This window comes from Saccharopolyspora hattusasensis (assembly GCF_050972075.1).
Classification (GTDB): Bacteria; Actinomycetota; Actinomycetes; order Mycobacteriales; family Pseudonocardiaceae; genus Saccharopolyspora; species Saccharopolyspora hattusasensis.
Genome location: NZ_JBPCDC010000001.1, coordinates 6,705,820 through 6,730,243, shown reverse-complemented (window position 1 = coordinate 6,730,243; position 24,424 = coordinate 6,705,820). Strand labels below are relative to the sequence as shown.

The following is a 24,424-nucleotide window of genomic DNA, read 5'->3' as shown; positions in this document are numbered from 1 at the left end:
GATGCCCATTGCTGTTGTCCCTCCGGTGGTGGTGGTGCTGTCACCGGCTCGCAGAGCCGGTCTCCCTTGCGGCGACTTCGATGAGGCGGCGACTGCCTTGGCGCTGGTGGACTGTCACCGGCTCGCAGAGCCGGTCTCCCTTGCGGCCCTTCCTACACATCTTGCTGCGCCGACGGCGTTGTTCCCTGTCACCGGCTCGCAGAGCCGGTCTCCCTTGCGGCGAAGAAAAACGGCACGTTGGCCTGCAGGCACTGGTCGCCTGTCACCGGCTCGCGGAGCCGGTCTCCCTTGCGGCGCGTCCTTCGTGGTCTCCATCCGCTCCCAGTCAAACGGGCTGTCACCGGCTCGCGGAGCCGGTCTCCCTTGCGGCAGCACCTTGTAGGCACGGCTGGCGGTTTGCTGCGCCACCCCCTGTCACCGGCTCGCGGAGCCGGTCTCCCTTGCGGCCCGTCCTGATCCCGGTCTTAGACCAGATTTTCAGCTGTCACCGGCTCGCGGAGCCGGTCTCCCTTGCGGCGAGATCTGCGCCGAACTCGACGAGCAGCGCGCCAGGGGTGCTGTCACCGGCTCGCGGAGCCGGTCTCCTTTGCGGCTCGATCGGGATCTGAACGCCGCACGCAACCTCGCGCTGTCACCGGCTCGCGGAGCCGGTCTCCCTTGCGGCTGCCAGGGCCACCCCGCGACATCGAGGCATTCGACCTGTCACCGGCTCGCAGAGCCGGTCTCCCTTGCGGCGTGCAAAACGGGCAGGAAAACTGTCAGCGGACACGGAAAAATCTGGGTGGGTGGACAGTTTGGTCCGGATCGGCGGACATGAAATTTCCGGGTGTGCGGACGTGTGATCTCCGGGACACGCCTGAGCAGTAATGCGGGGAGGGATCCCTCCGGCGGGGTTGGCCGCTCCTACACGCTCGGGCTGATCGGTCCCGCGCTGGCCGCGGGCGGGCTCGGTGTGGGCCACCGAGTGATCGCGGCCCGGCTCGAGGTGCCAGCCGCGACCGTGCGGTCCTGGCTGCGACGCGCTCGCGCTAACGCGGCGGCGCTGTATCGACTGGGTGTGCAGACCGTGGTCGCCGTCGACCAGGACCGGTTTACGAGCACCCCGCGGCCCACCATGCTCGGGGACGCGTTGGAGGCACTCGCGGCCGCGATAGCGGCCTCCGCCGACCGATTCTCACTGCCCATCCAGAACCTGTGGGCGAGCGTCAACGTGCTCACCCGCGGTCGACTCCTGGCACCGTCACCGTAACCAGCACAGGCTTTCCAGGGGCGACCCTGCCCACCATCACGGTCGTCGCGGCCGTTGTGTGCGCAGAACACGCCCGGCGATGACGCCGCTAATTGATTTTGGCCAGAGTTGCTCGCTGAAATTCCCCACTCGGGGGCGGTGGTTAGCGTAGCGGTTGGTGGGTGCCGGTGGTGGTTTTGCGGAGCGTGTCGGCGCGGGCTTGGTGGTCGCGGAGGCGGTAGGAGTCGCCCTCGAGGGTGAGCACGACGGAGCGGTGCAGGAGCCGGTCGAGCAGGGCCGCGGCGACGGTGGTATCGCCGAGGACCTCGCCCCAGGATCCGACGCCGCGGTTGCTGGTCAGGATGATCGAGGTCTTCAGATAGCGTTGGGAGACAACCTGAAACAACGCGGAGGCGGCCTCGGCGGGCAGCGGGAGGTAGCCCAGCTCGTCGATCACGAGGAGGGCCGGGCCGTTGAAGAAGCGCATGGTGGTGGCCCAGCGGCCTTCGATCGCGGCGCGGTGGCAGCGGGCGGCCAGGTCGGCGGCGGTGGTGAAGTAGGTGCGGTAGCCGGCTTCGGCGGCTTTGCGTGCCAACCCGACGGCGAGGTGGGTTTTGCCGAGGCCGGGCTGGCCGATGAGCAGGACGTTGGTGGCCGACTCGATGTAGCGGCAGGTGGCCAGCTCGGCGATGAGCTTGGGATCGACGGTGGGGGCGGCGTCGTAGTCGAAGTCCTCCAGGGTGGCGGGGGTGGGCAGCGAGGCGAAGCGCAGCCTGCCGGCCAGGCGGCGGGCCTCGGTCGCGGACACCTCGATGGAGCAGAGCCGTTCGAGGGCGGCGGTCAGGGTGAGACCCTCGGCGGTCGCGGACTCGAGGACACCGGGCAGTGCCTCGGCGGCGGCGTGCAGCTTGAGCGTCGCGAGGTGACCGCGCAGCTGCTGGTAGAGGCTGGCCTGCGCCGGTGTGGACGGGGCAGCGTCGAGGGTCGTGTTCGGGGTTGTTTTTGTTGCTGTCACTGTGTTTTCCTCTCTCGTTGTTACTTCTCGTCGGCCGGGTCGGCCGGGGGCAGGGTGGTGCGGGCGGCGGCTGCGGCGGCGTAGCGGGCGAGATCGATCACGACCTCACCACTGGCGTCCACGCCGCTGGTCGGCGCTGTGTCGGTGCGCTGGGCGCGCAGGGCGTCGGCGGCTGCCCGTGCGTCCGGTCCGGGTGGGATGCGCTGCTTGCTGCGGTGCGGCCGCGCAGTGGTGGTGGCGGCCAGGGCGGCTTTCTCGAGCGCTAGGACGTGGCCGTGGTCGCGGACCATAACGCCGGCGCCCTCGGGCGCCAGGGTGTGGCGGGCGATCACCGTCCCGGACTCGGTGGCGACATCCACGTGGCCGGCGCCGAGCCGGTGGGAGACGGTGACGGTGGCGCCGGCGAGTTCGGGGGCGACGCTGTAGCGGTTGCCGCGGAAGGACACCAGCGCCTGCGCCGAGACGATCCTGGTGACCGTCAGGGTCGCCGGGAACGGGTCCGCGGGTGGGGTGCGCAGCGGCTCGGCCGCGGCGACGGTGGCCACGCTGGCTTTGCCATCCGCGGTGGCGCGCAGCCGGGTGTCACCGCGCGTGGAGCACCAGGCCTCGAGCCGCTGCTGGGCCTGCTCGGGCGTGACATCGTCAGGCAGGGTGCGCCAGAACCGTTGCGCCGCAACATGATTAGCTTTCTCCACGACTCCCTTGCGGTTACCTCGCCGTGGTGGGCATGCCCGCACCGCGACGCCATAATGCTTGGCCACGGCCGAGAACGAGGCCTGCACCCGACCGGACTCGGGGTTGATGACGGTGGCCATCCGGTCGAACCGCCACGCCCGGGTCAACCCGCCCAACGCGCGGGTAACCCGGTCCAGCCCATCGATCAGGTGCGGCTGATCAGTACTCGGGCACAGGACACCGCGCCACCGGCTCGAGTGCGACAGTGCCCCCACCAGCAGATGCGCGCATCCACCCCACCCCCAGTGCTCGGGTGGGTCGGGCAGATCAAGCCAGTCCCACTGCGTCTCATCCCCCGGTGGGTGCTCGATCACCGCCACCGCCCGGCCCTTCGCCGGTCGGCACGGCTCACACGCCGGACGCAAACCCCGGTCGCGGATCTGGCGGGTCAGCGTCGGATACGAGTGCGCATAGCCCAGCTCGTGCAGCTCGTCGTAGAGGGTGGTGGCCCACAGATGCGGGTCCTCGGCCAGCCGCGCCGAACAGTAGGCCACGAACCGCTCGAACGGATCCGGCCTCGCGCGGGCACGCGCCGCCGCCTCGCGGACACCGGACAGATAAGCGCGGATGGTCTTGCGGTCCCGCCCCAGGTGACGGGCGATCGCCGAGATCGTCCAACCCCGGGCACGCAGGGCGTGCGCGTCGATGTCTTCCTCCCGTGTGAGCATGAGACGTGGGGCTCCTTCGAGCTGGTGTGTGGTCAGAGACCGCCAGACTCGAAGGAGCCCCGCCCGTCTCGGCGGAGCCACGCCGGGTGGGGAATTTCAATGAGCAGGTCTGGGGAGATTCACCTGAGCGCCGTCAGCGAATCCCACCATGCCGACGAACCTGTCACCGTGCCCATCACGGCGCCACGGTGCCCACGAGCACAGCCCGATTCGCGAAGGCTTCGTCCGCACCGTGAAAGGCGGCATCGTCGGCATCCTCGACGGCGGCGGACACCTGTCCTGTTGACGGCTCGCAGAGCCGGTCTCCCTTGCGGCCAGTAGCTGGCACTGAGTTCCAACCCGCGCCAGGTCATGCCTGTCACCCGCTCGCAGAGCCGGCCTGCCACGCGTGGGCTGATCATGGCGTCTTCTGTGATGAGGCCGAGAAGTGAAATAGACAGCGCTTGGGGGCTCCGCATCAGCGCGAGATCCTCTTCTGGGATCTGGCCGCGGAACTGCTCGGAATGTGCGACTCGGGAAATGATCGCCTCCTCGTAGACATTGATCACCTGCTGCATGATCACGGGATGAATGACCAGCAGAGTGATCAGCCCACAGGATGCCCGGGAGCGCTGGTCCGTCCACATCGCCAGCCAGGAATCCGTGTCGTCCGGGTTGCTGTTGCACCGGCAATCGGGCAGTCTGGGCACTTTTCACAGCGCTGCGCCGAACGGGCTCCGGCGCCAACGAACAGACGCTATCCGAACAGAACGTCTTCCAGGCACTCTCATCAAGCTACCAACTGACACATGACCGCCGACGCCTCTTCAACTCAGTTCAGGTCCGTTATCGAACCTTGACCAATCGCTACACTGCGTCACCACGGAATCCGACCCCATTTGCACGTTCCGTCAAAAACCTGACGCCCGCGCTCCTGATTTGCTCCTGGACCGTCGATTCGATCTTGCTTCTGCGATCCCACCAAGGTCCACGACAAACAACAAAAAGCCCGCTGACCTGCACTTACGTGCCGATCAGCGGGCTTCCGCCAACGTCGGGCTGACAGGATTTGAACCTGCGACCCCTTGACCCCCAGTCAAGTGCGCTACCAAGCTGCGCTACAGCCCGTTGTTCGATTTTCACCCTTCTCGGGGTATGCGGTTAGCTTACCGCACCTCCGGATGGACGATCACCGGGGCCCTCCGCTTGGCGTTCTTCCTGGTCAGGCCGTGTCCAGGCGTCCACGGTTGCCGTGAGGGACTTCGTCCAGGCCGTCAGGATCCGGGTGCCCTCCTCCGGCGTCGCGCCGGTCGGGTCGCCCAGGACTCCGTTGGCCGTTGCCGCTCGCACGCCGTTGGCTCTGAGGGTACTCATCAGGTTCGGCAGTGGCGTGGTGTTGCCTCTCTCCGCTCGGTCGAGGCGCACTGCGCGCGGGCGGATCGCCAGCATCGCCGCAGTCTCGGTGCGGCCCGCGTGGGTGTCGTCCGGGCGGCCCGTTGGTGCCCAGGCGAGCACTCGGCGGTCTTCCGCTCGCAGGGTTTCGATCGTGCGGCGGACCGGTTCGGCGTTGCCTCCGTGGGCCGACACCAGCACCACTCCCGCGAAGGCGTCCGCCGAGCGGACGAGTTCCACGAGCAGGTGCTCGACCGCTTCTTGGCCGATCGACAGCGTGCCCGGGAAGCCTGCGTGCTCTCCGCTGGAGCCGTAGGTCACCGGCGGCGCCACCAGGACGGGCCGCTCCTGGGCCAGCCGGTCGCAGAGTTCCGCCGCGATCTCGGTGTCGACCGTGAAGGGCAGGTGCGGGCCGTGTTGTTCGGTGGCGCCCACCGGGACCGCGAGGAGGCTTCGTGGCGCGAGTTCTGCGACCTCTGGCCAGGTCAGATCCGCCATGCGGGCAGTCATCGCGAAACCTGGACGCTGCTGCGCCCACCTTTGTCGGTTAGGAAGGGCAGCAGTGGGGCGAGGCTTCTGGATTTGAGCGCGCCGCGTGCGACTCCGCAGCCGTAGGCCAGGTCGTCGGCCATGCGCGCCAGGCACCAGCGGGCTCGGCCCAGTGGCGGTCGTTCGCGGGTCCAGTCCAGCAGGTGCCTGAGCGCCACCAGTCCGAGCACCGCACGGCCGCGGCGGCTGAGGAGCAGCAGCGGTACGGCCACCGGTGCCCAGGCCCTTCCGATGGCGTCGGCGAAGTAGCGTCCGGCACCGAGATTTCCTTGCAGCGCCAAGCGGATCGCCTCGTGGGCGGGGATTCCGGTCTTGCCGAGCTTGCGGGTCAGCAGGGCCGCTGTTGCGCCGACCACGGCCAGTCCGGCACCCGTTCTGCCCGTGAGGATCAGGGCCCAAGCCACCGCGCTCCAAAGCGATGCCCGCACCGGCGCGACGGCGTCGCCGTGGCGCTTCGCCAGCGGCCCTGCCGAAGTGCCGTAGTCGAAACGTTGGCGCAGCAGGGCGGTCCAGCTCTTTCGCGGCGCGTGTTCGACGACTGACTCCGGCTCGTAGCGGACCAGCTGTCCTCGGGAGATCAACCGCCAGATCAGATCGACGTCTTCACCGAAGCGCAGTTTCTCGTCGAAGCCGTCCAGCTCGCGCAGCGCCGAGGCGCGGATCACCAGCGCTGCCGTCGGGACGTAGCTGATCCTGCTGCCGGGTTGTACCAGGCCCGGCTCGCCGCCCAGGTCGAGCGGGGAACGGGTGCTCTCGTAGCGGGCGAGGGCCGTGTTCCCCGGTGTGCTGCGGACCCTCGGTGCCACGGCCGCCACGGCTGGGTCTTCGAAGTGGCGGAGCACGGGTTCGAGCCAGCCATGGGTCGGGACCGTGTCGGCGTCCAGGAACGCCACGAGCGGTGTTCGGGCCAGCCGCCACCCAGCATTGCGGGCCGCCGCCGGGCCTCTGGCGGTCTCGTGGCGCACTAACGCTGTCGGAACCGGCTGCCGGGAGCCGTCGTCCACGACGATGGCGGGCGTGCCGAGCGCCGCGAGCAGGCTGGTCAGGTCGCCGTCCCGCACCGGAATCACCGCGGTCACGTCGCTGGGCCCGTGGTGGGTCTCGTCGTAGCGCGGGTGCATCATTCCGGTCCGGACGAGCCGTTGCGCCAGGCCGGCGGCGCTGTCGGTCACCGGCTCGCCCTCGATCCAGGCGTCGACGATGCCCGCTCCTCTGGCGTTGAGCCGCAGCACGCGGAACGGCGATCCGCCCGCCAGCGTTTGCCCGTCGTCCCAGCGGTGCAGGCTGGGGTCCGGCACCAGGCGGAGGGTCATGCCGTGAACCCCCCGTCGGCGTGCACCACGGTTCCCGTGATGGCCGAGGCCTGTTCGCTGCACAGCCAGCACACCGCGGCCGCCACTTCGTCGGGTTCCAGCAGGCGCTCGACCAGTTGGTGCCGGCTGAACTCCTCGACGTCCGGCAGGTCGTAGTAGGCGGCGGTGGCGGTGAGCATGTCCGTCCGCGTCGAGCCGGGCGATACCGCGGTGGCCGTGATGCCGGTGCCGCGGAGATCGGCGGCGAGGCCGCGGATCAGGCCGACCACGGCGTGCTTGGCCGCGTTGTACCCGGCGAGGTGGTAGAGGCCGCGGTGGGCCGCCGACGAGGCCAGGGCGACGAACCGGCCGGTGCGGGGTTGCGGTCGTTGCAGCAGCAGTGGGACAGCGGCGCGGGCCAGGTTCGCCACTCCCCTGACACCGACATCGAACAGGGCGTCCCACTCGTCGTTCGACGTTTCCCACAGCGGCTGTCCGCCTGCCATGACCGCAGCGGAGGCGACCGCCGCGTCGAGGCCACCGAACTCGGTCTCCGCCACCGCGACTGCCTGCCTGATCGCGGCTTCGTCGCGGACGTCGGCGACGACGTCGCGGACCGACTCCGGCCATTTCTCCGCCAGTGCCGCCAGCTGGTCCCTGGTACCCAGCGGATAGGTAGCGCCCGGGATGTCCGCGCAGATGTCGACTGCGACCACGCGCCAGCTGTCCGCTGCGAGGCGCTCCACAACCGCCGCGCCGATTCCGCGCGCCGCACCCGTCACGATCGCGACCCTGCTCACTTGGCCGCCTCCTCTTCTGCAGCACAGCTCGAACCGGTGGGGTAGCCGTAGCGTCGCAGGTAGGCCAGGAGTTCGTCGGCCGCTTCGGCAGCCGGCAGCGGTCCGATGACGGTCGGTGCTGTGCGGTCCTGCAGCGCTCCGGTCAGTTCGAGCATACGATCATGCGCCGTCGTTCCGGCCGGGGCGGGGAACTCCCGCGGGCGTGGACGGAACGCATGGGCAGCGACCACGTGGGGTGGCCGCTTGGGCTCGCCGGGGATCGTTTCGATAGCCGCCTTCTGCGCCGAAAGCACCGCCGGCAGGCTCGCGCGGCGCAGGCGCACACCGGCGGCTTCGACCGACACGACCGCGGGCTTGGGCAGCCGCAGCACCTCCCGGCTGCCGCCGTCGAGCCTGCGGTGCGCGAGCAGCGACCCGTCGTCGCATTCGAGCCGCACGACGCCGAGCGCCTGCGCTGCGCCGAGCCGGGCCGCGAGAAATGCGGGCGTCGCTCCCGTCCCGCCATCGGCCGATCTGTCCCCGCACAGCACGAGATCCGGTTCGCGGAGCGCGGATGCGATCGCCTTGGCCGTGTCGGCACCGTTGCGCACCAGCGCGCCGGGTTCCAGCTGGTCGTCCCGCTCGACGCGGATCGCCTCGTGTGCGCCGGCCGCCAGTGCGGTGCGCAGGATCTCCTCGGCCGCCACCGGTCCGACGGTCACCGCCGTCACCCGGCCGTCGAGTTCCTCGGCGAGCCGGAGGCCGTGTTCCAGCGCTGCCAGTTCGGCGGCGTTGCCGCCCCGGTCCCGGTCCTCCGCGTCGAGGGCGCCAGTGAGCGGGTCCACGCGGACCCGCAGCCAGGACCAGCTCAGCGCCACGACGATCTGCGGTCCCATGTCAGCCCCTCCGGAACACGACGCCGTGCCCGCCATCCGGGTAGGTCCAGGTGATGGCGCCGGCCTTGTTGCAGATCTGGTAGCAGGTGCCGCATTCGAAGCACTGCTCGTAGTTGAACAGGATGCCGCCGTCACCGGTGGGCACGAACAGCTTCGCCGGGCAGGCGTGGACGCATTCCTTCGTGGTGCAGGACCGGCAGATCTCGGCGTCCACGGTGATGTGCGGGCGGCCGCCGACCTGGAAGTCGATGGTACCCATCCGGTCCTCGAACGACACTTCGGGATACTGGTGCATTTGCACTGCTTCCTACTTATTGATCAGAGTTGATCGTCAGTTGGATGCTTCGCTCTCCGCTCGCAGGCTGGAGTGCTGGATCGGCAGTCTGATCCGGTCGGCGATCGGCCCGTTCCCGCACGATGGTTTTCACGGTTGCTACCGTTTCGTCGAAACCCAGCTGCAGAACTTTCCGCACATCGGCATCCGGCAGGGCCAGACCGAACGGTGGCGCATCCTTTTCGCTCCTGCCGGCGCGCAGTGCCAGCCGAGCGACCTGCCGTCCGCGCGAATTCGCCAGCGGGATACGTCCCGACCAACATTGCCGACGATGGTCAACAGCGAACAAGAAACACACACCAGGTCGCCTCTCCTCAGCCGAAGACCCGGAAGCCGGCCCAGGCGTCGGCGGCGAGTTGTCGCAGCCGGACGCCGTGCCGGGCGGCGGTTCGGCGGAACAGCTTGCCGAGCCCGGGTTTTGGTACCGGGTTGCGGACCGTGAAGACCTCCTGGGCGAAGTCGCACAGCAGCCGCGGGTACTGCTGCTGGACCCGGTCGGAGAGGACCAGGTGCGGGGCGCCCTGCAGGTTCTTGTGGTCGGTCAGCACGAAGTTGTCCTCCAGCCGCTTGCGGTAGCCTGCCAGCCGGGTGGGGTCGCCCGCGGCGATGGCTTCGGCGGCGGTCCGGCCCGCGGCCAGGCCGGAGCCGATGGCGAAGTTGACGCCCTCCAGCCAGATTCCCGCCGCCAGGCACATCGCGGCCGCGTCCCCGGCGACCAGCAGGCCGTCCGCGGTGAGCGGCGGCATGCTGCGGTAGCCGCCCTCCGGGATCAGGTGTGCGGAGTACTCCTTCAGCTCCGCGCCGCGCAGGTAGGGCGCAATCGCCGGGTGAGCCTTGAGGTCCGCGAGGACTTCCTCGGGGCGTCGGCCGGACTTGGCCAGGCCGGTGAGCGACAGCACCACGCCGACGCTGATGGTGTCGCGGTTGGTGTAGAGGAAGCCGCCGCCGGGGATTTCTCCGGTGCAGCCGACGATTTCGAAGTCCGCGCCCTCGTCTTTGGTTAGCCCGAAGCGCTCTTCGATCGTTCTCCTCGGCAGGGAAAGGGTTTCCTTCACGCCGAGAGTCTGGTGTTCGGGGTCCGTTCGCGGGAGCAGCCCGGCTTGCTTCGCCAGGAACGAGTTGACTCCATCGCAGGCGACGACGAGTTGCGCCCGGATGTCGCCGTCGGGGCGGTCGGTGCGGACGCCGACCACGCGGCCGGAGGCGTCGCGCAGCAGCTCGGTGGCGACGGTGGAGGTCACTAGGCGCGCACCGGCGTCCACCGCTTTGCCCGCCAGCCATGCGTCGAAGTCCGCGCGGTAGGTCGTCATGCCGTTGTACGGCGCGCTTCCCCAGTCCTGCGTGCGGAAGTCGACGGTGAGGGCTTGGGTGGGGGTCATCATCATGGTGCTGCGGCGGGTGACCCACCGCTGGACCGGCGCGTCTTCCCACCAGCGGGGCAGGACCTCGTCGAGCACCCGGCCGTAGACGACACCGCCGTAGACGTTTTTCGCCCCGGGGAACGGGCCGCGTTCCAGGAGGATCACGCTGCGCCCCGCCCGGGCCAGCTCCAACGCCGCGGCCGAACCGGCCGGGCCCGCCCCGGCCACCACGGCGTCCACACTGGACTGTTCAGCCATCGGCGGCTCCGTTCAGTCGGCGCGCCAGTTCGCGCAGGACTTCGGGCGCGTCGGCGACGATGCCCAGGTCGGCCATCGCGGTCATCGGGCACGACGGGTCGGTGTTCACGCTGACCACGTGCGCCGGTCGGCCCAGGCCGCCGACGTGCTGCGTCGCTCCGGAGACGCCGAAGGCGACGTAGAGGTCGGGGTCGACGACGACGCCAGTGGTGCCGATCTGGCGATCGTGCCCGGCCCAGCCCGCGTCGGTGATCACCCGGGTCGCGCCGGCGGAGGCTCCGAGCGCGGCGGCCACCTCGGTCAGGGTGCGCATCACCGCCGCGCCGTCCTCGCCCGGTCGCACCAGCCCGGCTCCGCCGCCGAGGATCCGCTTGGCCTCGGCCAGTTCGACGGTTTCGGGCTCCGGTTCGAGGATCTCGACGACCTCCGCGTCGAGCACGTCCGGCAGGGTGATGGTCAGCTCGACCGGATCCGGGGCCGCCACCGGACGCGGCGTGCCGCGCACGCCCGGGATGAGGGTGACCACGGCCGGTTCGTCGAGGGCGACCGGGACTTTCAGCGAATCGTCCAGCCTGGACAGATCGACGTGCTTCGGGGTGCACCGGGTCGCGCCGGCGAACAGCGGTCGTTCGCTCTGGAAGGCAAGGCGGGCGGCGATGTCGCGGCCGTCCGGCGAGGCCGGTAGCACCACGACGTCGACCGCTTCGAGCAGCGGCGCCAGCGCTGCGGCCAGCGCCCCGGGCGCGATCCTCGGAGCCTCGGCCGTCCAAATGCGCTGCGCCGCCGTGAAAGCGCTAGCCGCCTCCGGTGTTCCGGTGCCGGCCACGAGGACCGCGCCGCCGCATTCGGCCGCCACTTCGTCGGCGCCGCAGGGCAGCGTCCCGTCGCGGACGATCACGACCGCGAGCATCTCCGGCAGTATATTCACAGGCTCACCGCCATTCGATGTCCTTCGACGACCGCGGCGTGCGCGCGACGCGGCGTGATGCAGTCGCCCACCCGGTGCACCGGAAACGGGGCTTTCTTCAGCTCGTGCCACAGGGCGTCGTCCGGGGTCTGGTGCGCCGCGCACACGACCCAGTCGAAGCGGGCCTCGGTCATCTCCCCGGTGGTGTGCTTGAGGATTTGCAGCGCGACGCCGTCCGACTCGGCCGATGCCGACATTACGACCTCGTCGGTGCGCTGCCCGATGCCTTTCGCATGTGCACGGACGTTGAAGGTCTCCAGGTCCAGGGTCACGCCGAGGTCCTGGCAGACCACCATGCCCGGCGTGGAGATCTGGATCCGGCAGCCGCGGTCGGCCAGCAGCTCGGCGACCGAGGCCGCCTGGTGGAACCCCAGGTCGTCGACGACCAGCACGTCGCCCGCCGGGGCCGCGCGGCCTTCCAGGACATCGCGGACGTCGACGATCCGGTCGAGGCCGCCAGCCCAGTGCACCGGCTGCGGCCGGGCCCCGGTCGCGAGCACGACCACGTCCGGATGCTCGTCGCGAAGCATCTCCGCCGTCGCCGCGACACCGGTCTTGACGTCCACGCCGTATCGCTCGCATTCCGCGCGCAGGTTCCGGACCACGTCGAGGAATTCGGCGCGGCTGGGCGCCGTCGCGGCGACGGCGACCTGCCCGCCGGTCGCCTGTTCCCGCTCGAACAGCGTCACGTGGTGGCCCCGCTCGGCCGCGGTCGACGCGGCTTGCAGGCCCGCCGGTCCGCCCCCGACGACGAGCACCCGCTTGCGCGCCCGGGGTATCGGCAGCGCCACGGATTCCTTGCCGGTCCGCGGGTTCTCGATGCAGCCGAGCCAGCGGTTCAGGCCCATCCGCCCGACGCATTCCTGGTTGCAGGACAAGCAGGTCCGGATGTCGCTCGCGTGCCCGGAGCGGGCCTTGGCCGCGAAGTCCGGGTCCGCGATCTGGCCGCGCACGACGCCGATCAGGTCGCAGTGGCCCTCTTCGAGCGCGCGTTCGGCCTGCAGCGGGTCCTTGATCCGCCCCACGCCCACCACGGGCAGCCGCACGGCGCGGCGGATGGCGTTGGAGATGAACAGCGCGTAGCCCGGCGGGATCGCCATCGACGCCTCGATCATGTAGAGCGTCGAGGTGGCCACGCCGATGGAGGTGTTGATGTAGTCGACCTTGCCGGTGGCCTCCACCATGCGAGCGACCTCGACCGCCTCGTCGATGGTGGTGCCGCCCTCGATCAGCTCGTCGCCGCACAACCGCACGCCCAGCGCCCGGTCGGGACCGAGCGCCTCGCGCACCGCGTCGATGATCTCCAGCAGGATTCGTGCGCGGTTGACCAGCGTTCCGCCGTAGGCGTCGGTGCGCTTGTTCGTCGCCGGGGAAAGGAAACCGCGCACGATCGACGAGTGCGAGCACTGCAGCTCGACGCCGTCGAATCCGCCCTCCACGCAGTGGCTGGCGACGGTGCAGTACCCGGCCACGACCTCGGCTATCTCGCGGCTGTCGATCGCCTTGGGCACCTCGCGGAACATCGGGTCCGGCACGGCGGAGGGGGCCCACACCGGCAGCCTGGAGTACATCGAGGACGCCTGGCCGCCGTTGTGGTTGAGCTGGGCGAAGATCGGAACACCGTGGGCGTGGACCGCTTCGGTGATCCGGCGGTAGCCGGGCACGACCGACCGGTGGAAGCCGTGGATCAGCTTCTCGTACGGCCAGTCCGTCGGGTGCGTCGAATGTTCCTCGGTGATCACCAGGCCGACGCCACCGGCGGCGCGCGCCGCGTAGTAGGCGGCGTGCTGCTCGCTGGGCAGGCCGTCTTCGGCGTAGTTCGTCAGGTGCGCCGAGAACACGATGCGGTTGCGCACGGTCACCGGGCCGATCCGCAGCGGCGAGAACAGGTAGCGGCTCATCTCACCCCTCCTCCGACCAGCGCGGCGATGGCGCGCGCCGCACGGCGTCCTTCCCGGATCGCCTCGTGGATCGTCCTGGGCGCCACGCAGTCGCCGGCCCGCGGCCACGCCGCCAGCTGCGGGTCCGGCAGCCTATGTCCACAGTGGATCAGTGTCGCGCACGGCAGGGTTCGGCGCTGGGCGGTGAAGGTGTCTTCCAGGACCACGTGATCGGGATGGACCTCGCGCAGCAGCGAGCGCTTCTCCAGCCGGACCCCGGCGCGTTGCAACCGCCCGTTGGCGTCGGCCAGGTCGCCGGTCAGGGCCAGTTGCGTGCCCACGACCTGGTCTTGCGTGACGATCGCCGTCTCCCGCCCCTGCCCGGCCAGCAGCTCGGCGACTCCGACCCCGACCGCGTCCCCGACCGGGTCGAACACCACCACCGGCCCAGCCGCCGGGGAGCGTCCGCCGAGCAGGTCCACGACGTCGATGACCGCGCCGCCGAGGACCTCGTACGCGCGGGGTCCGGGGACCGATCCGGTGGCGACCAGCACTTCCCGTTCGGTGTCCAGGTCGGCTTCGGTGATCTCGGTGCCGAGCATGACGCGCACGCCGAGCCGGCGCACCTCCGCCTCCAGCCAGTCCACGAGCCCGCGCAGCCGCCCGCGTCCGCCGACCTCCGCCGCCAGCGACGCCGTGCCGCCGAGCCGATCGGAGCGCTCGACGATCTCGACGGCATGCCCGCCCTCGGCCAGCACCCTCGCTGCTTCCAACCCGGCAGGCCCGCCGCCGACGACCAGCACGTTACGCGGCGGCCCGGCCACGCTGCCGCTTTCGCCCTCGTGCCCGCTGAAGGGCTCGCCGATGCACGAGACGACGGGGTTGCGGTTGTCCCGGACGCGGCACTTCTGGTTGCACAGCACGCAGGGCCGGACCCGGTCCGCGTGCCCGGCGCGGACCAGCTCGACCAGCCGTGGCTCGGCGATCTGCGCCCGGGTCATCTCGACCAGATCCGCGACACCGCCGTCCAGCGCCTGCTGCGCCTGCTGATGCTCGACGACGCTGCCCTGCAGCACCACCAACGCTCGTGAGTGTTCGTTCCGGTTCTTAACGGATTTTTCACTCACGACCGACCGGATCTGGCGGCACAGGTCGATGTTGAAGCCCGGCTCGGTGTGCAGGTCGGGCCGCGTCGCCGAGGTCCCCATCGCGGATCCGCGCACCACCACGAGGTAGTCGATCCGGTCCAGCACGGCCTCGACGATCCCGGCGGCCTGCTCCGGGGTGATTCCCGCCCAAGGCGCGAGTTCGTCGCAGGACAGCCTCAGCCCCACAACGCGGTCACCGACCGTGCGGCGAACGGCAGCCAGAACATCGCTCAACAGCCGTGTTTTGTCCTCGCCGTAGGCGTCGTCGCGCTGGTTGGTCAGCCCGGACAGGAACTGGCGGAGCAGCGAGTACTGGCCCGCCTCGATCTCGACGCCGTCCAACCCGGCCCGCACCGCCGATTCCGCCGCGGCGGCGAAACCCGCGACGAGCTCGTCGATCTCGCCTTGCTCCATCTCCATCGGCATCTCACGGCTGGCCACGTCCGGCACCCTCGACGGCGCCCACAGCGCGCTCTGCGAGAACGCCGAAGCTCCCTGCGAGCCGGAGTGCCCGAGACCGGCGAGCACCACCGCGCCGTGCGGCCGGCAGGCCTCGGCGACAGCCGCCCACCCCTGGCCGCACTCCGCGGCGAGCGGTGCGCGCTCGTAGGGCCAGTCGGAGGCGTGCACGCTGGCGATCTCTGTGACGATCACGCCTGCACCGCCGGCCGCCCGCGCCGCGTAGTAGGCCACATGCCGGTCGGAAATGCCGCGGCTACGGCCAAGATTCGTCTCGTGCGGCCCGAACAGCACCCGCGACGGGGCCGGCACCGCGCCCAGCCGGACGCCGTCGGTCAGTCTCACGACTGGCTCGCCAGCGGGCTGGAGTCGCACGGCTTGGCCGGCACCGATGGCATGCCCAGTCCGACCCGCCGCCGCGACGACCGGGAATGGTCCCGCGACGCCTTCGGCAACCCCGAACGGTCCACAACGGACAGTGCGGTCTGCCCGTGCCCCTTCACGCACTCCGGGTCGGGGCCGTCCAACGGCAGGCCAGTGAAAAACTTGGCTGCCATGCAGCCGCCCTGACACGCGTCGAACTCCGAGCACGACTGACACGCACCGCCGGACTGCGGCTGCCGCAGCTCGGTGAACAGCTCAGATTCCCGCCACACCCGGGCGAATCCGCCGACATCGCGCACGTTTCCGGCCTTGAACTCGTCGTGGATCGCGAACGGGCACGCGTACACATCACCCACCGGGTCGATCAGGCACACCACCCGACCGGCGCCGCACAGGTTCAAACCCGGCAGCGACGTCGACCCAAGGGCGTTCAAGTGGAAGAACGAGTCCCCGGTGAGCACCTGCTCGCCGTGTTCGACCAGCCACGAGTAGATCTCGCGCTGCTGCGCGTCCGTCGGATGCAGCTCGTCCCACACGTCCGCGCCGCGCCCCGACGGGCGCAGCCGGGTGATCCGCAGCTGCGCGCCGAACCGGTCGGCGATGGCCTTGAAATCGTCCAGTTGCGACACGTTCTGCCGGGTCATGACCACCGAGATCTTGAAGTCCCGCATGCCCGCCGCCGACAGGTTCTCCAGCGCGCGCATCGCCATGCCGAACGACCCGGGACCGCGCACGGCATCGTTCACCTCGCGCGTCGCGCCGTCCAGGGAGATCTGCACGTCCACGTAGTCGGTGGCCGCGAGCTGCCGGGCGCGCTCGGCGTCGATGCGCAGCCCGTTGGTGGAGAACTTCACACCTACCTGGTGCTCGATGGCGTAGTCCAGCAGTTCCCAGAAGTCCGGGCGCACCGTCGGCTCGCCGCCGCCGACGTTGACGTAGAAGACCTGTATCCGCTGCATCTCGTCGATCACGGCCTTCATCTCGGCCGTGCTCAGCTCGCGCGGATCCCGCCGCCCGGACGACGAAAGGCAGTGCTCACAAGCCAGGTTGCAGGCATAGGTCCACTCCCAGGTCAAGCAGATCGGGGCGGCCAGCCCGCCCTTGAACTGCTCCACCAGCGAAGGCACGGGCGCCGGTTGCACAGCAGTCATCTTCGACTCCACGGGTTCGACGGACTCGGGACCAGGTACGGACTCCGGTCGGGTACGGACTCCGGTCGGGTACGGACTCCGGTCGGGTACGGACTCGCGATTTCGCGCGAAATCGACGCTTCCCGTGCAGGGGAGGCGGCGATTTCGCGCGAAATCGCCACCGATCATCGGGGCCGGATCATGTCCGTGGCCGCCAGCGAGGACAGCGCCCGCCGGAACTGCGCCCGGCGCTCCGCCGGGACGTCCAGCAGGGCGTCCTCGACGCTGGCGTGCTCGGCGAGCCCGCGCACCAGATCCACCAGCTCGGGAACCTTCAGGAACGACAGCCTGCGGTTGCCGAAGTGGTACGCGAGCGCCCCGAACGGCTCCGGGCGCAACGCGACCTGCGGGTTCAGCCGGTAACCGCGACTCGGATCGAATTCCGCTGCACCGGCCACCACTAGTAGACCCCGCACATCCCGTCGATCGAGACCTCTTCGACCAGCAGGTCCTCTTCGACCGCCGGGTCCGCGGCGGCAGTGCCTATCTCGTGCTGTTCGTCAGCCATGCGATGCTCCTCATCGATGAGGGCCGAACCGAGTCGGCCGCCCTGGCCACTCCGGCTACCATATTTGCACCGAGTGCATTTTGAAAGACCTGGAGATGCATCCTTTGGGGCACAACACCATTGGCGCAGCCCACCGCCTCGGTGGTCGACGGAAGGTGACCACCGCCGCCGAGCTGGAGCAGGTCGCGTTCGAACTCTTCGACGAACGCGGCTTCGAGAACACCACCGTCGCCGACATCGCCCGCGCGGCGGGCATCGCTCGGCGGACGTTCTTCCACTACTTCCCGTCGAAGAACGACGTCCCGTGGGGCGACTTCGACGGTGAACTGGACCGGATGCGCGCGGACTTCCACGCCGCGCCGCCGGAAACCCCACTGATGGACGCGATCCGCCACTGCCTGGTCGAGTTCAACCGGGTCGCCCCGGAGCAGGTTCCGGCGCACCGCCGCCGGATGCAGCTCATCCTCGGAGTGCCCGCCTTGCAGGCCCACTCGACGCTGCGGTTCCAGGCCTGGCGTCAGGTCATCGCCGAATTCGTCGGCGAACGCCTCGGCCAGCCCGAGGACGCCCTCACGCCGCAGGCCATCGCCCACGCCACGCTCGGCGTCGCCATCGCCGCCTACGAACGGTGGCTCGGCAGAACGGATTCCGAGCTCACCGAACTGCTCGACACCGCGATGCGCGAACTTGCAGCAGCATTCGGGCGGCCGGACGCCGAGTGACATCCCGCCCCGCATCGGCCCGGATCAGTAGGCGCTGCCTTCTCCCGCTTGAACGCGACCGGGTCGACCGCGACCACGTAGCGCGCGCCGCCGCCGCGGCACCCTGCGCGGCGTTGATGCCGACGCCGCCGATGCCCGTGGTCGCCCTCCTTGAAACCGGAGACGTCGGGGTCATATCCCACTCATCGTCGAATGGCCTTGAAGGTCACGTATGGCCTCCCGAGCATGGAAATACCGGGTGACACAATCAGCGATCCCCGGAGCCTGCCGGACCTCGAACTCGTTGCGACAAAGGGATTTTCAACGCGCGATGTTGCGGACGACCAGGACCGGGCAGGGCGAGTGGTGGATCAGCTTGTGGCTGGTCGAGCCCAGGTGGGCGCCGGCGACGCCGCCGCGGCCGCGCGCGCCCACCACCACGAGCTGCGCAGCCGCCGCGCGGGCGAGCAGCTCCGCGGTCGGTGATCCGCGGCCGACGAACCGCAGCACCTCGACGTCGGGGAACCGCTCCTCCCAGCCCGCCAGGACCTCGGCGACGTACCGCTCCTCGTTCTCGCTGACCTCCTGCTCGGGCAGCCGGCTGCGCAGCCACTTGAGATCGATCCCGACCACTTCCCAGGTGTGCACGACGTGCAGCGGCACAGCCCGGGAGGCGGCCACCGCGAAGGCGTGCTCCAGCACGGGCTCTGCCGACGCGGCGTCGTCCACCCCGGCCACGACCGGTCCGGTCACCGGGAAGCGCAGCGGCTCACCGACATCCGGCACGACGGCCACCGCGCAGTGCGCGTGCGCGGCCACCTTCACCGCGACGGCACCGGCGAGCAGGCCGGTGAAGCCGCCGAAACCGCGATCACCCACCACCAGGAGCCCGGTGCGCTCGGACTCCGCGACCAGCACCTTCTCCGCCGTGCCGGGCACGGACGCGGCTGCGACGGACACCTCCGGCGCCTGCTCGCGCGCGCTCTCGACGGCGGCGTCCAGCCAGTGCGCGACCTCGCCGCGGACGGGCGCCGGCTCAGCTTCGCCCAGCGCGGGTTGGGCGGTCGCGTCCGCATAGACGATTCGGAGATCGACCCCACGCCGCGCCGCCTCCCACGCCGCCCAGCGGGCCGCGTTCCGCGCGACCGCCGAACCGTCGACGCCCACGATCACTGGACTGCCGCTCATGCCCGCCTCCCCGGTGCTGTCCGCATCACGGCACCAGGGTGGTCCAGCCCGCCCGGACTCGCTCGCCGGAACTCAGCGGGTCGGCATGCGCCCGGCGACGAGCAGCTCGGTGTTGCGGTCGGCGAGCTCGCCGAGCTGCGCGAGGTCGTGTGCGGGTCGTTGAAGGACAGCTCGCGGTACATGGCCGTTCGGCCGTTTCGTCGAAAACGCAACAGCCTCATAGGACGGCACGAACGGCCCGTTCGCTTCAACCAACACGTTCCGGAACACGCTCTGCAGCGGCCAAGAGCACGATCGGTACCTGGCTGGCGGAAACCGGGATCAGGCGTGGTCGGTGATGTCGAGCGCGGTGGGGTCACCCAGCAGATGCCCGGCGAGCTCGCCGAGTCGATCGCTGGCGATGCGCTGGCGATGCGCAGCCGCGTCGACTACCACCTGGCCCAGCTGCTGAACAAGGCCCTCACAGAACGCGCACCAGAGGTCTGAAACGGACGGACAGTTCGCGCCACCTAGCGAGACGGGCGGTCCGTTCGCCTCAGCTCGCCGTGCGGGCGATCTCGGCGCGGACGCCGAGCAGGCGGACCGGGCGGTCCAGCGGGAACCGGCCGAGTGCGGTCTGGGCGGCGCGCTCGATGGCGTCGGCTTCGCGGGTGGGAGCCGGGAGCGACACTCCGTGGGTGTGGGTGGCGAAGCGGGAATCGCGCACCTTCACCACGACCCGGCGGGCCAGGGCGTCCTCGACGGCCAGGTCATCGGCGACGACGCGCGACAGGCGGGTGATCTCCGAGCGCATCTCGGCTTCGTCGCGGAGGTCCTTCTGGAAGGTGACCTCACGGCCGTGCGAGCGCGCCTGGTAGGGCTCGTCGGTGACTGGCGTCGAGTCGTAGCCGTGCGCGAGCGCGACGAGCCAGGGCCCGATGTTGGGGCCGAATTCGCCCACGAGGTCGGCCATCGCGGTCCGCGCCAGGTCGCCGACGGTGGCGATGCCACGCGCCGCGAGCTTCTTCGCCGTCTTCGCCCCGACGCCCCACAACGCGTCCGTCGGACGCGACGCCATCACCTCGACCCAGTTGGACACGTCCAGCCGGAACACCCCGGCGGGTTTGGCCAACCCGGAGGCCAGTTTCGCGCGGAGCTTGTTGTCGCCGATGCCCACCGAGCACGCCAGGGCGGTGCGTTCCCGCACGTGCCGCTGCACCGATCGCGCGGTGAACTCGGCGCCCTCGGTGTCGACCAGCATGAACGCCTCGTCCCACCCCGCGACCTCCAGGATGCCGCCGACCTCCCGCAGCGCCGCCATCACGTCGGCGGACGCGACGAGGTAGGTCTCGCGGTCGGCGGGCAGGAACACCGCCTCCGGGCAACGGGCTGCCGCAGTGCGCAGCGGTGTCCCGGAGCGGACCCCGAACTCCCGCGCCTCGTAGGACGCCCCGGCCACCACGCCGCGCTCCTTCGGGTCGCCGGACCCGCCGACGAGCACCGGCCGTCCCCGCAGCTCGGGATGTCGCAGCAGCTCGACCGCGACGATGAACTGATCGAGATCCACGTGCAGCACGACCCGTTCCACGCTGCCAGCATCGATGGATTTCACGAATTCCGCCAGAGCGGCTCGCCGACGGACCCGAACCACGTGTCCGGCGCGACCATCCGCTTCGGACGCCGTGCTTCGGTACCGGCCAGGGTGCGTGACACTGGTGGGGTGAGCAAACGAAGCGCCGGCATCCTGCTGTTCAAGATCGAGGACGGATCACCGCAGGTCCTCGTCGTGCACCCGGGCGGTCCGTTCTGGAAGAAGAAGGACGCCGGGGCATGGTCCATCCCCAAGGGCGAGTACGAGCCGGACGAGGACGCGCTGGCCGCGGCCACCCGCGAGTTCGCCGAGGAGACCGGCATGCCGTTGACCGACCGCGAGCTCTCGCCGCTCGGCGAGGCGAAGCAGCGCAACGGCAAACTTGTGACGGCCTGGGCCATCGAGGGCGATTTCGATGCGAACGCCCTGCGCAGCAACGAGTTCGAGATGGAGTGGCCGCCGAAGTCTGGCCGCCGCCAGAGCTTCCCGGAGGTCGACCGCGCCCTGTGGTGCGACCCGGGAACCGCCCGCGAGAAGCTCAACCCTGCCCAAGCCGAGTTCGTCGACCGACTGCTCGACCTGCTGCGCGCCTCCGGACGCCTGCCGTGAGAACTGGGTAGGCGCAGGTCTGGACCGAGTACCTGAACACCCCGAGCCCCGTGGACTACGCCGCCTCCCCCGGCCGACCGCGTTCGCCGAGGTCGCCTGAAGCAGCCCCGACCGCGACTTCGCGGACTTCCGGCGGCGCCTGGTCGACCACCACTCGCCCCGCCTGGATGCCTTCGGCGTCGAGTACGGCCGCGCGGCGGCCCGCACCCGTGGTAAACCCGCCCCGGCGTACCTGGCCGACCGAGGTAGCCAGGGCCGCGGGGAAAACCCTTGAAACAGGTGTGAATCCGCCATCCCGCCCGGTAACGTCGCATTGAATGATCAATCAATCACCGGGGGTGAGGATGACGGAAGCATCGGTGAGCCTGGGAGTTCCGGTCTCCCAGCTTCCATCGCGCCTCGACCGGCGGTGGATCAGGCGACGTCGCATGGAGAAGATCCCGGACCAGCCGATCGTCCACCTGCTGCGCGACAACGACTCCGGCGCCCTCATCGATCAGCTCTCCGGCCACCTCGGAACCGTCGTGCCGCACGTGAGGCTGGACGTCGGCGGGACGCCCGCCGAAACCCCGCGGCAGAAGTCGGTGCAGATCCGGAAGCTGCTGGACAAAGGGGCCCAAGGGCTGCGCGACGCCGACTCGTGGCCGCGGATCGGCCGGCTGCGCTTCCGCCGCTACGCGCTGCTGAGCTGGCTGCTGAAGAAAAACTTGCCACCGACGAACCTGGCCCAGGCCCCGCATTCGCACACCCGGCAGCTGCTGCGCGAATACCTCCGAAGCCGCCGACCCCGGCGGGACAGACAGCAGCCCCAGCAGGAAGCCGCACTCTGGGAGTCGGCCGCCCAGAGCCTGCCCTGGTACCTCTTCGCGCTTTCGCTGACGTTCTTCCCGCTGTACTACGCCTGGTGGGTGCGCCGGGGCCGCGTCGCCCGCTGGTTCATGCGGCAGCGCTACCTGTCCCCGCGCGAATCGGCGGACTTCCCCAGCTTCGCCCAGCGCCTGATCACCACGCCATCGCGCTGGGAGAACGCCGAGCAGGTGCGGAAACTCCTGGTGCACGCGTTCCTGACCGACCTGGCCGAGTCGTACACCAGGAGGCTGTGGCGGTGGCAGTGGGTGCCCAAGGACTGCTACCCGGTGCTGCTGCTGCGCAACCTCGGGGATGAGACAGCCGGCAAGATCCTGGTGCGGCTCATCAACGACGTCCGCAACGAGACCGGCGTTCCCGACCCGCTGCTGGTGATCGGCGGCGGCGCGCAGCCGCTGCAGGACAGCGAGACGCCCAGCGCACCGGTCACCCTCGAAAGCTGGCCCGAGACCCTGCAGGAAGCGCGGCGCAAGCGCTCGAACACCGCCTGGTACGTGACGCTGCGGGTGGCCGGCGAGCCGCATTCGGCGGACGACGAACCCGGTGTTTCGCTGGGCCAGACGAGCCTGCCGCTGAAGCGCTCGAAGCTGCTGCGGCGCATCCCGATCCTGCTGGTGGCCCTGCTGGTCCTCGGCGGCGGGGCCGCCTACCTCCAGCAGTACCAGCAGCACTGCGGCCGGAGTTGGTGGCCGTGGACCAACACCGATCTGTGGTCGGCTGGCGACGAATGCGTCGGTATCGCCGACCCCGGTTACCACTTCTCCAGCGACATCAAGGATGAGAACCTGCGCAATCGGCTCATCGACGCGCAGCAGGCGATCGAAGGCGAAAACGACCTGGCTGAGGGCAAGAACCGGGTGGACCAGGATCAGCCACTGCCCTACGTCTCGGTCGTCTACTTCAGCACCCTCACCGGCAAGGACCCCGATTCGTCGACTCTGGACGGAGTCGCCGCCGAGTTGGAGGGCTTGGCGAAGGCGCAGGAGAAGGCGCGGCTGGACGGCGGCGTGGCCATCCGGGTCGTGCTCGCCAACGGCGGCGCCTCGATGAGCCACGCTCCCGACGTCGCCGAGCGCATCGTCGAATACGCCAGGGGCACGTCGCCGGGCGAACCGCCCGTGGTGGCGGTCGTCGGGCTGGGCGGCAGCTGGGACGGGACCGCAAAGGCGATCAGCACACTGGGGCGCAGCGGGCTGACCATGGTCGGCACGGTGACCTCGGCCGACGACTTCCCCAAGCTGAGCAGGCTTTACCACCAGGTGGGGCCGACCAATCTCTGGGAGTCCCAGGTCGTCGCGCAACACGTGCGCAACATTGGCGTCCACGACGTCGCCGTGTACTACGAGGAAGGCGACCTCTACAGCAAGAACCTGGCCGAGGACATCGGGGCGCAGCTGGAGGATTCGGCGCGGTTAGTGGACCCGCAGCGCTCCAACCCCTCCGACGCCGTGCGATGCAGTCCCGATTCGCTGGTCTTCTTCTCCGGAAGGGCGGACCAGTTCGGGAAGTACCTGAACACGGTGCAGGACAAGTGCGTCGACCCCAAGATGCGGCCACGTCTGATGGCCGGGGACGACACGACGAAGTTCCTGCTCGACCGCCAGCTGCCGCCCGGCGTCCAGCTGGATTACATCGACTTCACCGGCCTGCGCGTGCAAGAAGGCACCGACGGCCTGGTGGGGCGGGGACTGCTCGCGTTCGACGCGGTCGACCTCGTCCGGCAGGCGGTGCGGAAGGTGACCGACGAGAAGGTGGAGGTCGGCACGACGCCGCTGAACGGCCAAGCCGTCTGGTACGGGATCGCCCGGCTCGGCGAGAACCCGGGCGGTATCCGCGCGAACAGCGGCGCCATCGACTTCGGCGCCCCGGCCGGACAGGTCCCGGTCCGCAAGGCGATCTCGGTGATGCGAGTCGTGGAGGCGGGCCCGGACAGCGCTCAGCCCAACGACCGCAAACCCGTACTCGTGATGCACTGCGGGAACACCCCACACCAAACCGGCCAATGCCCCCCGTGATCGCCCAGAAGCGGTGAAGGGCACCTTCGAGCAACGAGATTGCTTCGAGGTTGCTCCAAGGTGCCCTTCAGGCCGCAGTCCTATGGGGCGAGGCAGCCGGTCAAGTCAGCCGGGGAGACCGCTGTCACGGACTCCGAAGCACATGCGACGAAGGCCCAGTTGGCCCGCATGCTCCGGCCGGCGCGGAAGCTCAGGTACCGCGCGATCTCCTCGCAGACCGCGTAGGTCATCGCGGTCGCCGCGAGCAGCGCCCAGCTGCCTGCACCGAACAGCGACGGCCACAGCAGCGTCACGAGCGGCACGTTGACGACGAGATTGACGAGGAGGAACCCGCGGCGATCCAGAAAACGCGGCCCGGCACGGCGAACCGCCAGCGGATCCAGATGGCCGCGGCGACCGGGCCGCAGATCATGATGACGAGTTCCGCCGCGATCGCGGCGATGCTCACGGCA

At 69.9% G+C, this 24,424-nt stretch carries 27 protein-coding genes, 1 tRNA gene and 1 CRISPR repeat array (1 of these 29 cut by a window edge); of the genes, 5 read left to right on the top strand and 23 right to left on the bottom strand.

The window, feature by feature from the left end; all coding sequences use genetic code 11:
• Positions 1-735: a CRISPR direct-repeat array (repeat unit 36 nt; unit sequence CTGTCACCGGCTCGCAGAGCCGGTCTCCCTTGCGGC) (it extends 710 nt beyond the left edge of the window).
• A 103-nt stretch (positions 736-838) separates the two neighbouring features.
• Complete coding sequence (locus tag ACRXBZ_RS32440; protein WP_433882290.1) at positions 839-1,249, top strand: hypothetical protein; 411 nt, start codon at positions 839-841, stop codon at positions 1,247-1,249.
• A 142-nt stretch (positions 1,250-1,391) separates the two neighbouring features.
• On the opposite strand, the gene istB is transcribed toward ACRXBZ_RS32440, so the two are convergent.
• From istB to mftA, 17 genes are all read right to left on the bottom strand, one after another.
• Positions 1,392-2,243: an IS21-like element helper ATPase IstB gene (gene istB / locus ACRXBZ_RS32435; protein WP_433877708.1), complete on the bottom strand. Its 852-nt coding sequence runs from the start codon at positions 2,241-2,243 to the stop codon at positions 1,392-1,394.
• A 20-nt stretch (positions 2,244-2,263) separates the two neighbouring features.
• Positions 2,264-3,646 (bottom strand): IS21 family transposase, encoded by a 1,383-nt coding sequence (gene istA, locus ACRXBZ_RS32430; protein ID WP_433882289.1) that lies wholly within the window; start codon positions 3,644-3,646, stop codon positions 2,264-2,266.
• Between the two features lie 119 nt (positions 3,647-3,765).
• On the bottom strand, positions 3,766-4,335 hold the full coding sequence (locus ACRXBZ_RS32425) for a hypothetical protein (RefSeq protein ID WP_433882288.1): 570 nt from the start codon (positions 4,333-4,335) through the stop codon (positions 3,766-3,768).
• 344 nt (positions 4,336-4,679) lie between these two features.
• Positions 4,680-4,753: transfer RNA gene (locus ACRXBZ_RS32420), tRNA-Pro, on the bottom strand.
• 33 nt (positions 4,754-4,786) lie between these two features.
• Entirely contained in the window at positions 4,787-5,527 is a 741-nt protein-coding gene (mftE, locus tag ACRXBZ_RS32415; protein WP_433882287.1) for a mycofactocin biosynthesis peptidyl-dipeptidase MftE, read from the bottom strand.
• Entirely contained in the window at positions 5,524-6,879 is a 1,356-nt protein-coding gene (gene mftF, locus ACRXBZ_RS32410) for a mycofactocin biosynthesis glycosyltransferase MftF (protein WP_433882286.1), read from the bottom strand. Before mftF ends, mftE begins: the two co-directional genes overlap by 4 nt.
• Positions 6,876-7,658 carry a mycofactocin-coupled SDR family oxidoreductase gene (locus tag ACRXBZ_RS32405; protein WP_168587591.1) on the bottom strand — a complete coding sequence of 261 codons (783 nt, stop codon included), beginning with the start codon at positions 7,656-7,658 and terminating at the stop codon, positions 6,876-6,878. Before ACRXBZ_RS32405 ends, mftF begins: the two co-directional genes overlap by 4 nt.
• A complete protein-coding gene (locus tag ACRXBZ_RS32400; protein WP_433882285.1) occupies positions 7,655-8,533 on the bottom strand; it encodes a mycofactocin-associated electron transfer flavoprotein beta subunit in 879 nt (292 codons plus the stop codon). Before ACRXBZ_RS32400 ends, ACRXBZ_RS32405 begins: the two co-directional genes overlap by 4 nt.
• Before the next feature lies 1 nt (position 8,534).
• Positions 8,535-8,828: a ferredoxin family protein gene (locus tag ACRXBZ_RS32395; protein ID WP_433882284.1), complete on the bottom strand. Its 294-nt coding sequence runs from the start codon at positions 8,826-8,828 to the stop codon at positions 8,535-8,537.
• Between the two features lie 16 nt (positions 8,829-8,844).
• Entirely contained in the window at positions 8,845-9,156 is a 312-nt protein-coding gene (locus ACRXBZ_RS32390; RefSeq protein WP_433882283.1) for a hypothetical protein, read from the bottom strand.
• Positions 9,157-9,181: 25 nt separating this feature from the next.
• Positions 9,182-10,486 carry an FAD-dependent oxidoreductase gene (locus ACRXBZ_RS32385; RefSeq protein ID WP_433882282.1) on the bottom strand — a complete coding sequence of 435 codons (1,305 nt, stop codon included), beginning with the start codon at positions 10,484-10,486 and terminating at the stop codon, positions 9,182-9,184.
• Entirely contained in the window at positions 10,479-11,414 is a 936-nt protein-coding gene (locus tag ACRXBZ_RS32380) for a mycofactocin-associated electron transfer flavoprotein alpha subunit (RefSeq protein ID WP_433882281.1), read from the bottom strand. Before ACRXBZ_RS32380 ends, ACRXBZ_RS32385 begins: the two co-directional genes overlap by 8 nt.
• Positions 11,411-13,354 carry a mycofactocin system FadH/OYE family oxidoreductase 2 gene (locus ACRXBZ_RS32375; RefSeq protein ID WP_433882280.1) on the bottom strand — a complete coding sequence of 648 codons (1,944 nt, stop codon included), beginning with the start codon at positions 13,352-13,354 and terminating at the stop codon, positions 11,411-11,413. The genes ACRXBZ_RS32380 and ACRXBZ_RS32375 overlap by 4 nt, the downstream gene beginning before the upstream one ends.
• Positions 13,351-15,285 (bottom strand): mycofactocin system FadH/OYE family oxidoreductase 1, encoded by a 1,935-nt coding sequence (locus tag ACRXBZ_RS32370; RefSeq protein WP_433882279.1) that lies wholly within the window; start codon positions 15,283-15,285, stop codon positions 13,351-13,353. The genes ACRXBZ_RS32375 and ACRXBZ_RS32370 overlap by 4 nt, the downstream gene beginning before the upstream one ends.
• Complete coding sequence (gene mftC, locus ACRXBZ_RS32365; RefSeq protein WP_433882278.1) at positions 15,282-16,475, bottom strand: mycofactocin radical SAM maturase; 1,194 nt, start codon at positions 16,473-16,475, stop codon at positions 15,282-15,284. Before mftC ends, ACRXBZ_RS32370 begins: the two co-directional genes overlap by 4 nt.
• 164 nt (positions 16,476-16,639) lie before the next feature.
• Positions 16,640-16,912, bottom strand: coding sequence for a mycofactocin biosynthesis chaperone MftB (gene mftB, locus ACRXBZ_RS32360; protein WP_168587584.1), 273 nt, complete (start codon positions 16,910-16,912; stop codon positions 16,640-16,642).
• 2 nt (positions 16,913-16,914) lie between these two features.
• Positions 16,915-17,022, bottom strand: coding sequence for a mycofactocin precursor MftA (gene mftA, locus ACRXBZ_RS32355; RefSeq protein ID WP_433882277.1), 108 nt, complete (start codon positions 17,020-17,022; stop codon positions 16,915-16,917).
• A gap of 155 nt (positions 17,023-17,177) precedes the next feature.
• Here mftA and mftR point away from each other — a divergent pair, with 155 nt between their 5' ends.
• Positions 17,178-17,744: a mycofactocin system transcriptional regulator MftR gene (gene mftR, locus ACRXBZ_RS32350; RefSeq protein ID WP_433882276.1), complete on the top strand. Its 567-nt coding sequence runs from the start codon at positions 17,178-17,180 to the stop codon at positions 17,742-17,744.
• A 300-nt stretch (positions 17,745-18,044) separates the two neighbouring features.
• Here mftR and ACRXBZ_RS32345 read toward each other — a convergent pair whose 3' ends face one another.
• Together ACRXBZ_RS32345 and ACRXBZ_RS32340 are read right to left on the bottom strand one after the other, a co-directional pair.
• Positions 18,045-18,911: a universal stress protein gene (locus tag ACRXBZ_RS32345; RefSeq protein ID WP_433882275.1), complete on the bottom strand. Its 867-nt coding sequence runs from the start codon at positions 18,909-18,911 to the stop codon at positions 18,045-18,047.
• A gap of 72 nt (positions 18,912-18,983) precedes the next feature.
• Positions 18,984-19,169 carry a hypothetical protein gene (locus tag ACRXBZ_RS32340; protein ID WP_433882274.1) on the bottom strand — a complete coding sequence of 62 codons (186 nt, stop codon included), beginning with the start codon at positions 19,167-19,169 and terminating at the stop codon, positions 18,984-18,986.
• A 69-nt stretch (positions 19,170-19,238) separates the two neighbouring features.
• Between ACRXBZ_RS32340 and ACRXBZ_RS32335 the strand changes: the two genes are divergently transcribed.
• Positions 19,239-19,397 (top strand): hypothetical protein, encoded by a 159-nt coding sequence (locus ACRXBZ_RS32335; RefSeq protein WP_433882273.1) that lies wholly within the window; start codon positions 19,239-19,241, stop codon positions 19,395-19,397.
• A gap of 49 nt (positions 19,398-19,446) precedes the next feature.
• Here ACRXBZ_RS32335 and ACRXBZ_RS32330 read toward each other — a convergent pair whose 3' ends face one another.
• Positions 19,447-20,502 (bottom strand): DNA polymerase IV, encoded by a 1,056-nt coding sequence (locus ACRXBZ_RS32330; protein ID WP_433882272.1) that lies wholly within the window; start codon positions 20,500-20,502, stop codon positions 19,447-19,449.
• A 108-nt stretch (positions 20,503-20,610) separates the two neighbouring features.
• Between ACRXBZ_RS32330 and ACRXBZ_RS32325 the strand changes: the two genes are divergently transcribed.
• Entirely contained in the window at positions 20,611-21,090 is a 480-nt protein-coding gene (locus ACRXBZ_RS32325) for an NUDIX hydrolase (RefSeq protein ID WP_433882271.1), read from the top strand.
• Positions 21,091-21,145: 55 nt separating this feature from the next.
• On the opposite strand, the gene ACRXBZ_RS32320 is transcribed toward ACRXBZ_RS32325, so the two are convergent.
• The gene (locus ACRXBZ_RS32320; protein WP_433882270.1) at positions 21,146-21,415 is read right to left on the bottom strand and encodes a hypothetical protein; all 270 of its coding nucleotides are present in this window, start codon (positions 21,413-21,415) and stop codon (positions 21,146-21,148) included.
• Positions 21,416-21,518: 103 nt separating this feature from the next.
• Here ACRXBZ_RS32320 and ACRXBZ_RS32315 point away from each other — a divergent pair, with 103 nt between their 5' ends.
• Entirely contained in the window at positions 21,519-23,972 is a 2,454-nt protein-coding gene (locus ACRXBZ_RS32315) for a type 1 periplasmic-binding domain-containing protein (protein WP_433882269.1), read from the top strand.
• Between the two features lie 80 nt (positions 23,973-24,052).
• On the opposite strand, the gene ACRXBZ_RS32310 is transcribed toward ACRXBZ_RS32315, so the two are convergent.
• Both ACRXBZ_RS32310 and ACRXBZ_RS32305 read right to left on the bottom strand, forming a co-directional pair.
• Positions 24,053-24,265 carry a hypothetical protein gene (locus ACRXBZ_RS32310; RefSeq protein WP_433882268.1) on the bottom strand — a complete coding sequence of 71 codons (213 nt, stop codon included), beginning with the start codon at positions 24,263-24,265 and terminating at the stop codon, positions 24,053-24,055.
• Positions 24,262-24,420 (bottom strand): hypothetical protein, encoded by a 159-nt coding sequence (locus tag ACRXBZ_RS32305; RefSeq protein ID WP_433882267.1) that lies wholly within the window; start codon positions 24,418-24,420, stop codon positions 24,262-24,264. The genes ACRXBZ_RS32310 and ACRXBZ_RS32305 overlap by 4 nt, the downstream gene beginning before the upstream one ends.
• Positions 24,421-24,424: the final 4 nt, after the last annotated feature.

What these genes read in the sequence shown, in the direction of transcription:
- istA (WP_433882289.1), bottom strand. Translation starts at nt 3,646, where the DNA reads ATGCTCACACGGGAGGAAGACATCGACGCGCACGCCCTGCGTGCCCGG.
- mftE (WP_433882287.1), bottom strand. Translation starts at nt 5,527, where the DNA reads ATGACTGCCCGCATGGCGGATCTGACCTGGCCAGAGGTCGCAGAACTC.
- mftF (WP_433882286.1), bottom strand. Translation starts at nt 6,879, where the DNA reads ATGACCCTCCGCCTGGTGCCGGACCCCAGCCTGCACCGCTGGGACGAC.
- ACRXBZ_RS32400 (WP_433882285.1), bottom strand. Translation starts at nt 8,533, where the DNA reads ATGGGACCGCAGATCGTCGTGGCGCTGAGCTGGTCCTGGCTGCGGGTC.
- ACRXBZ_RS32395 (WP_433882284.1), bottom strand. Translation starts at nt 8,828, where the DNA reads ATGCACCAGTATCCCGAAGTGTCGTTCGAGGACCGGATGGGTACCATC.
- ACRXBZ_RS32385 (WP_433882282.1), bottom strand. Translation starts at nt 10,486, where the DNA reads ATGGCTGAACAGTCCAGTGTGGACGCCGTGGTGGCCGGGGCGGGCCCG.
- ACRXBZ_RS32375 (WP_433882280.1), bottom strand. Translation starts at nt 13,354, where the DNA reads ATGAGCCGCTACCTGTTCTCGCCGCTGCGGATCGGCCCGGTGACCGTG.
- mftC (WP_433882278.1), bottom strand. Translation starts at nt 16,475, where the DNA reads ATGACTGCTGTGCAACCGGCGCCCGTGCCTTCGCTGGTGGAGCAGTTC.
- mftA (WP_433882277.1), bottom strand. Translation starts at nt 17,022, where the DNA reads ATGGCTGACGAACAGCACGAGATAGGCACTGCCGCCGCGGACCCGGCG.
- ACRXBZ_RS32345 (WP_433882275.1), bottom strand. Translation starts at nt 18,911, where the DNA reads ATGAGCGGCAGTCCAGTGATCGTGGGCGTCGACGGTTCGGCGGTCGCG.
- ACRXBZ_RS32315 (WP_433882269.1), top strand. Translation starts at nt 21,519, where the DNA reads ATGGAGAAGATCCCGGACCAGCCGATCGTCCACCTGCTGCGCGACAAC.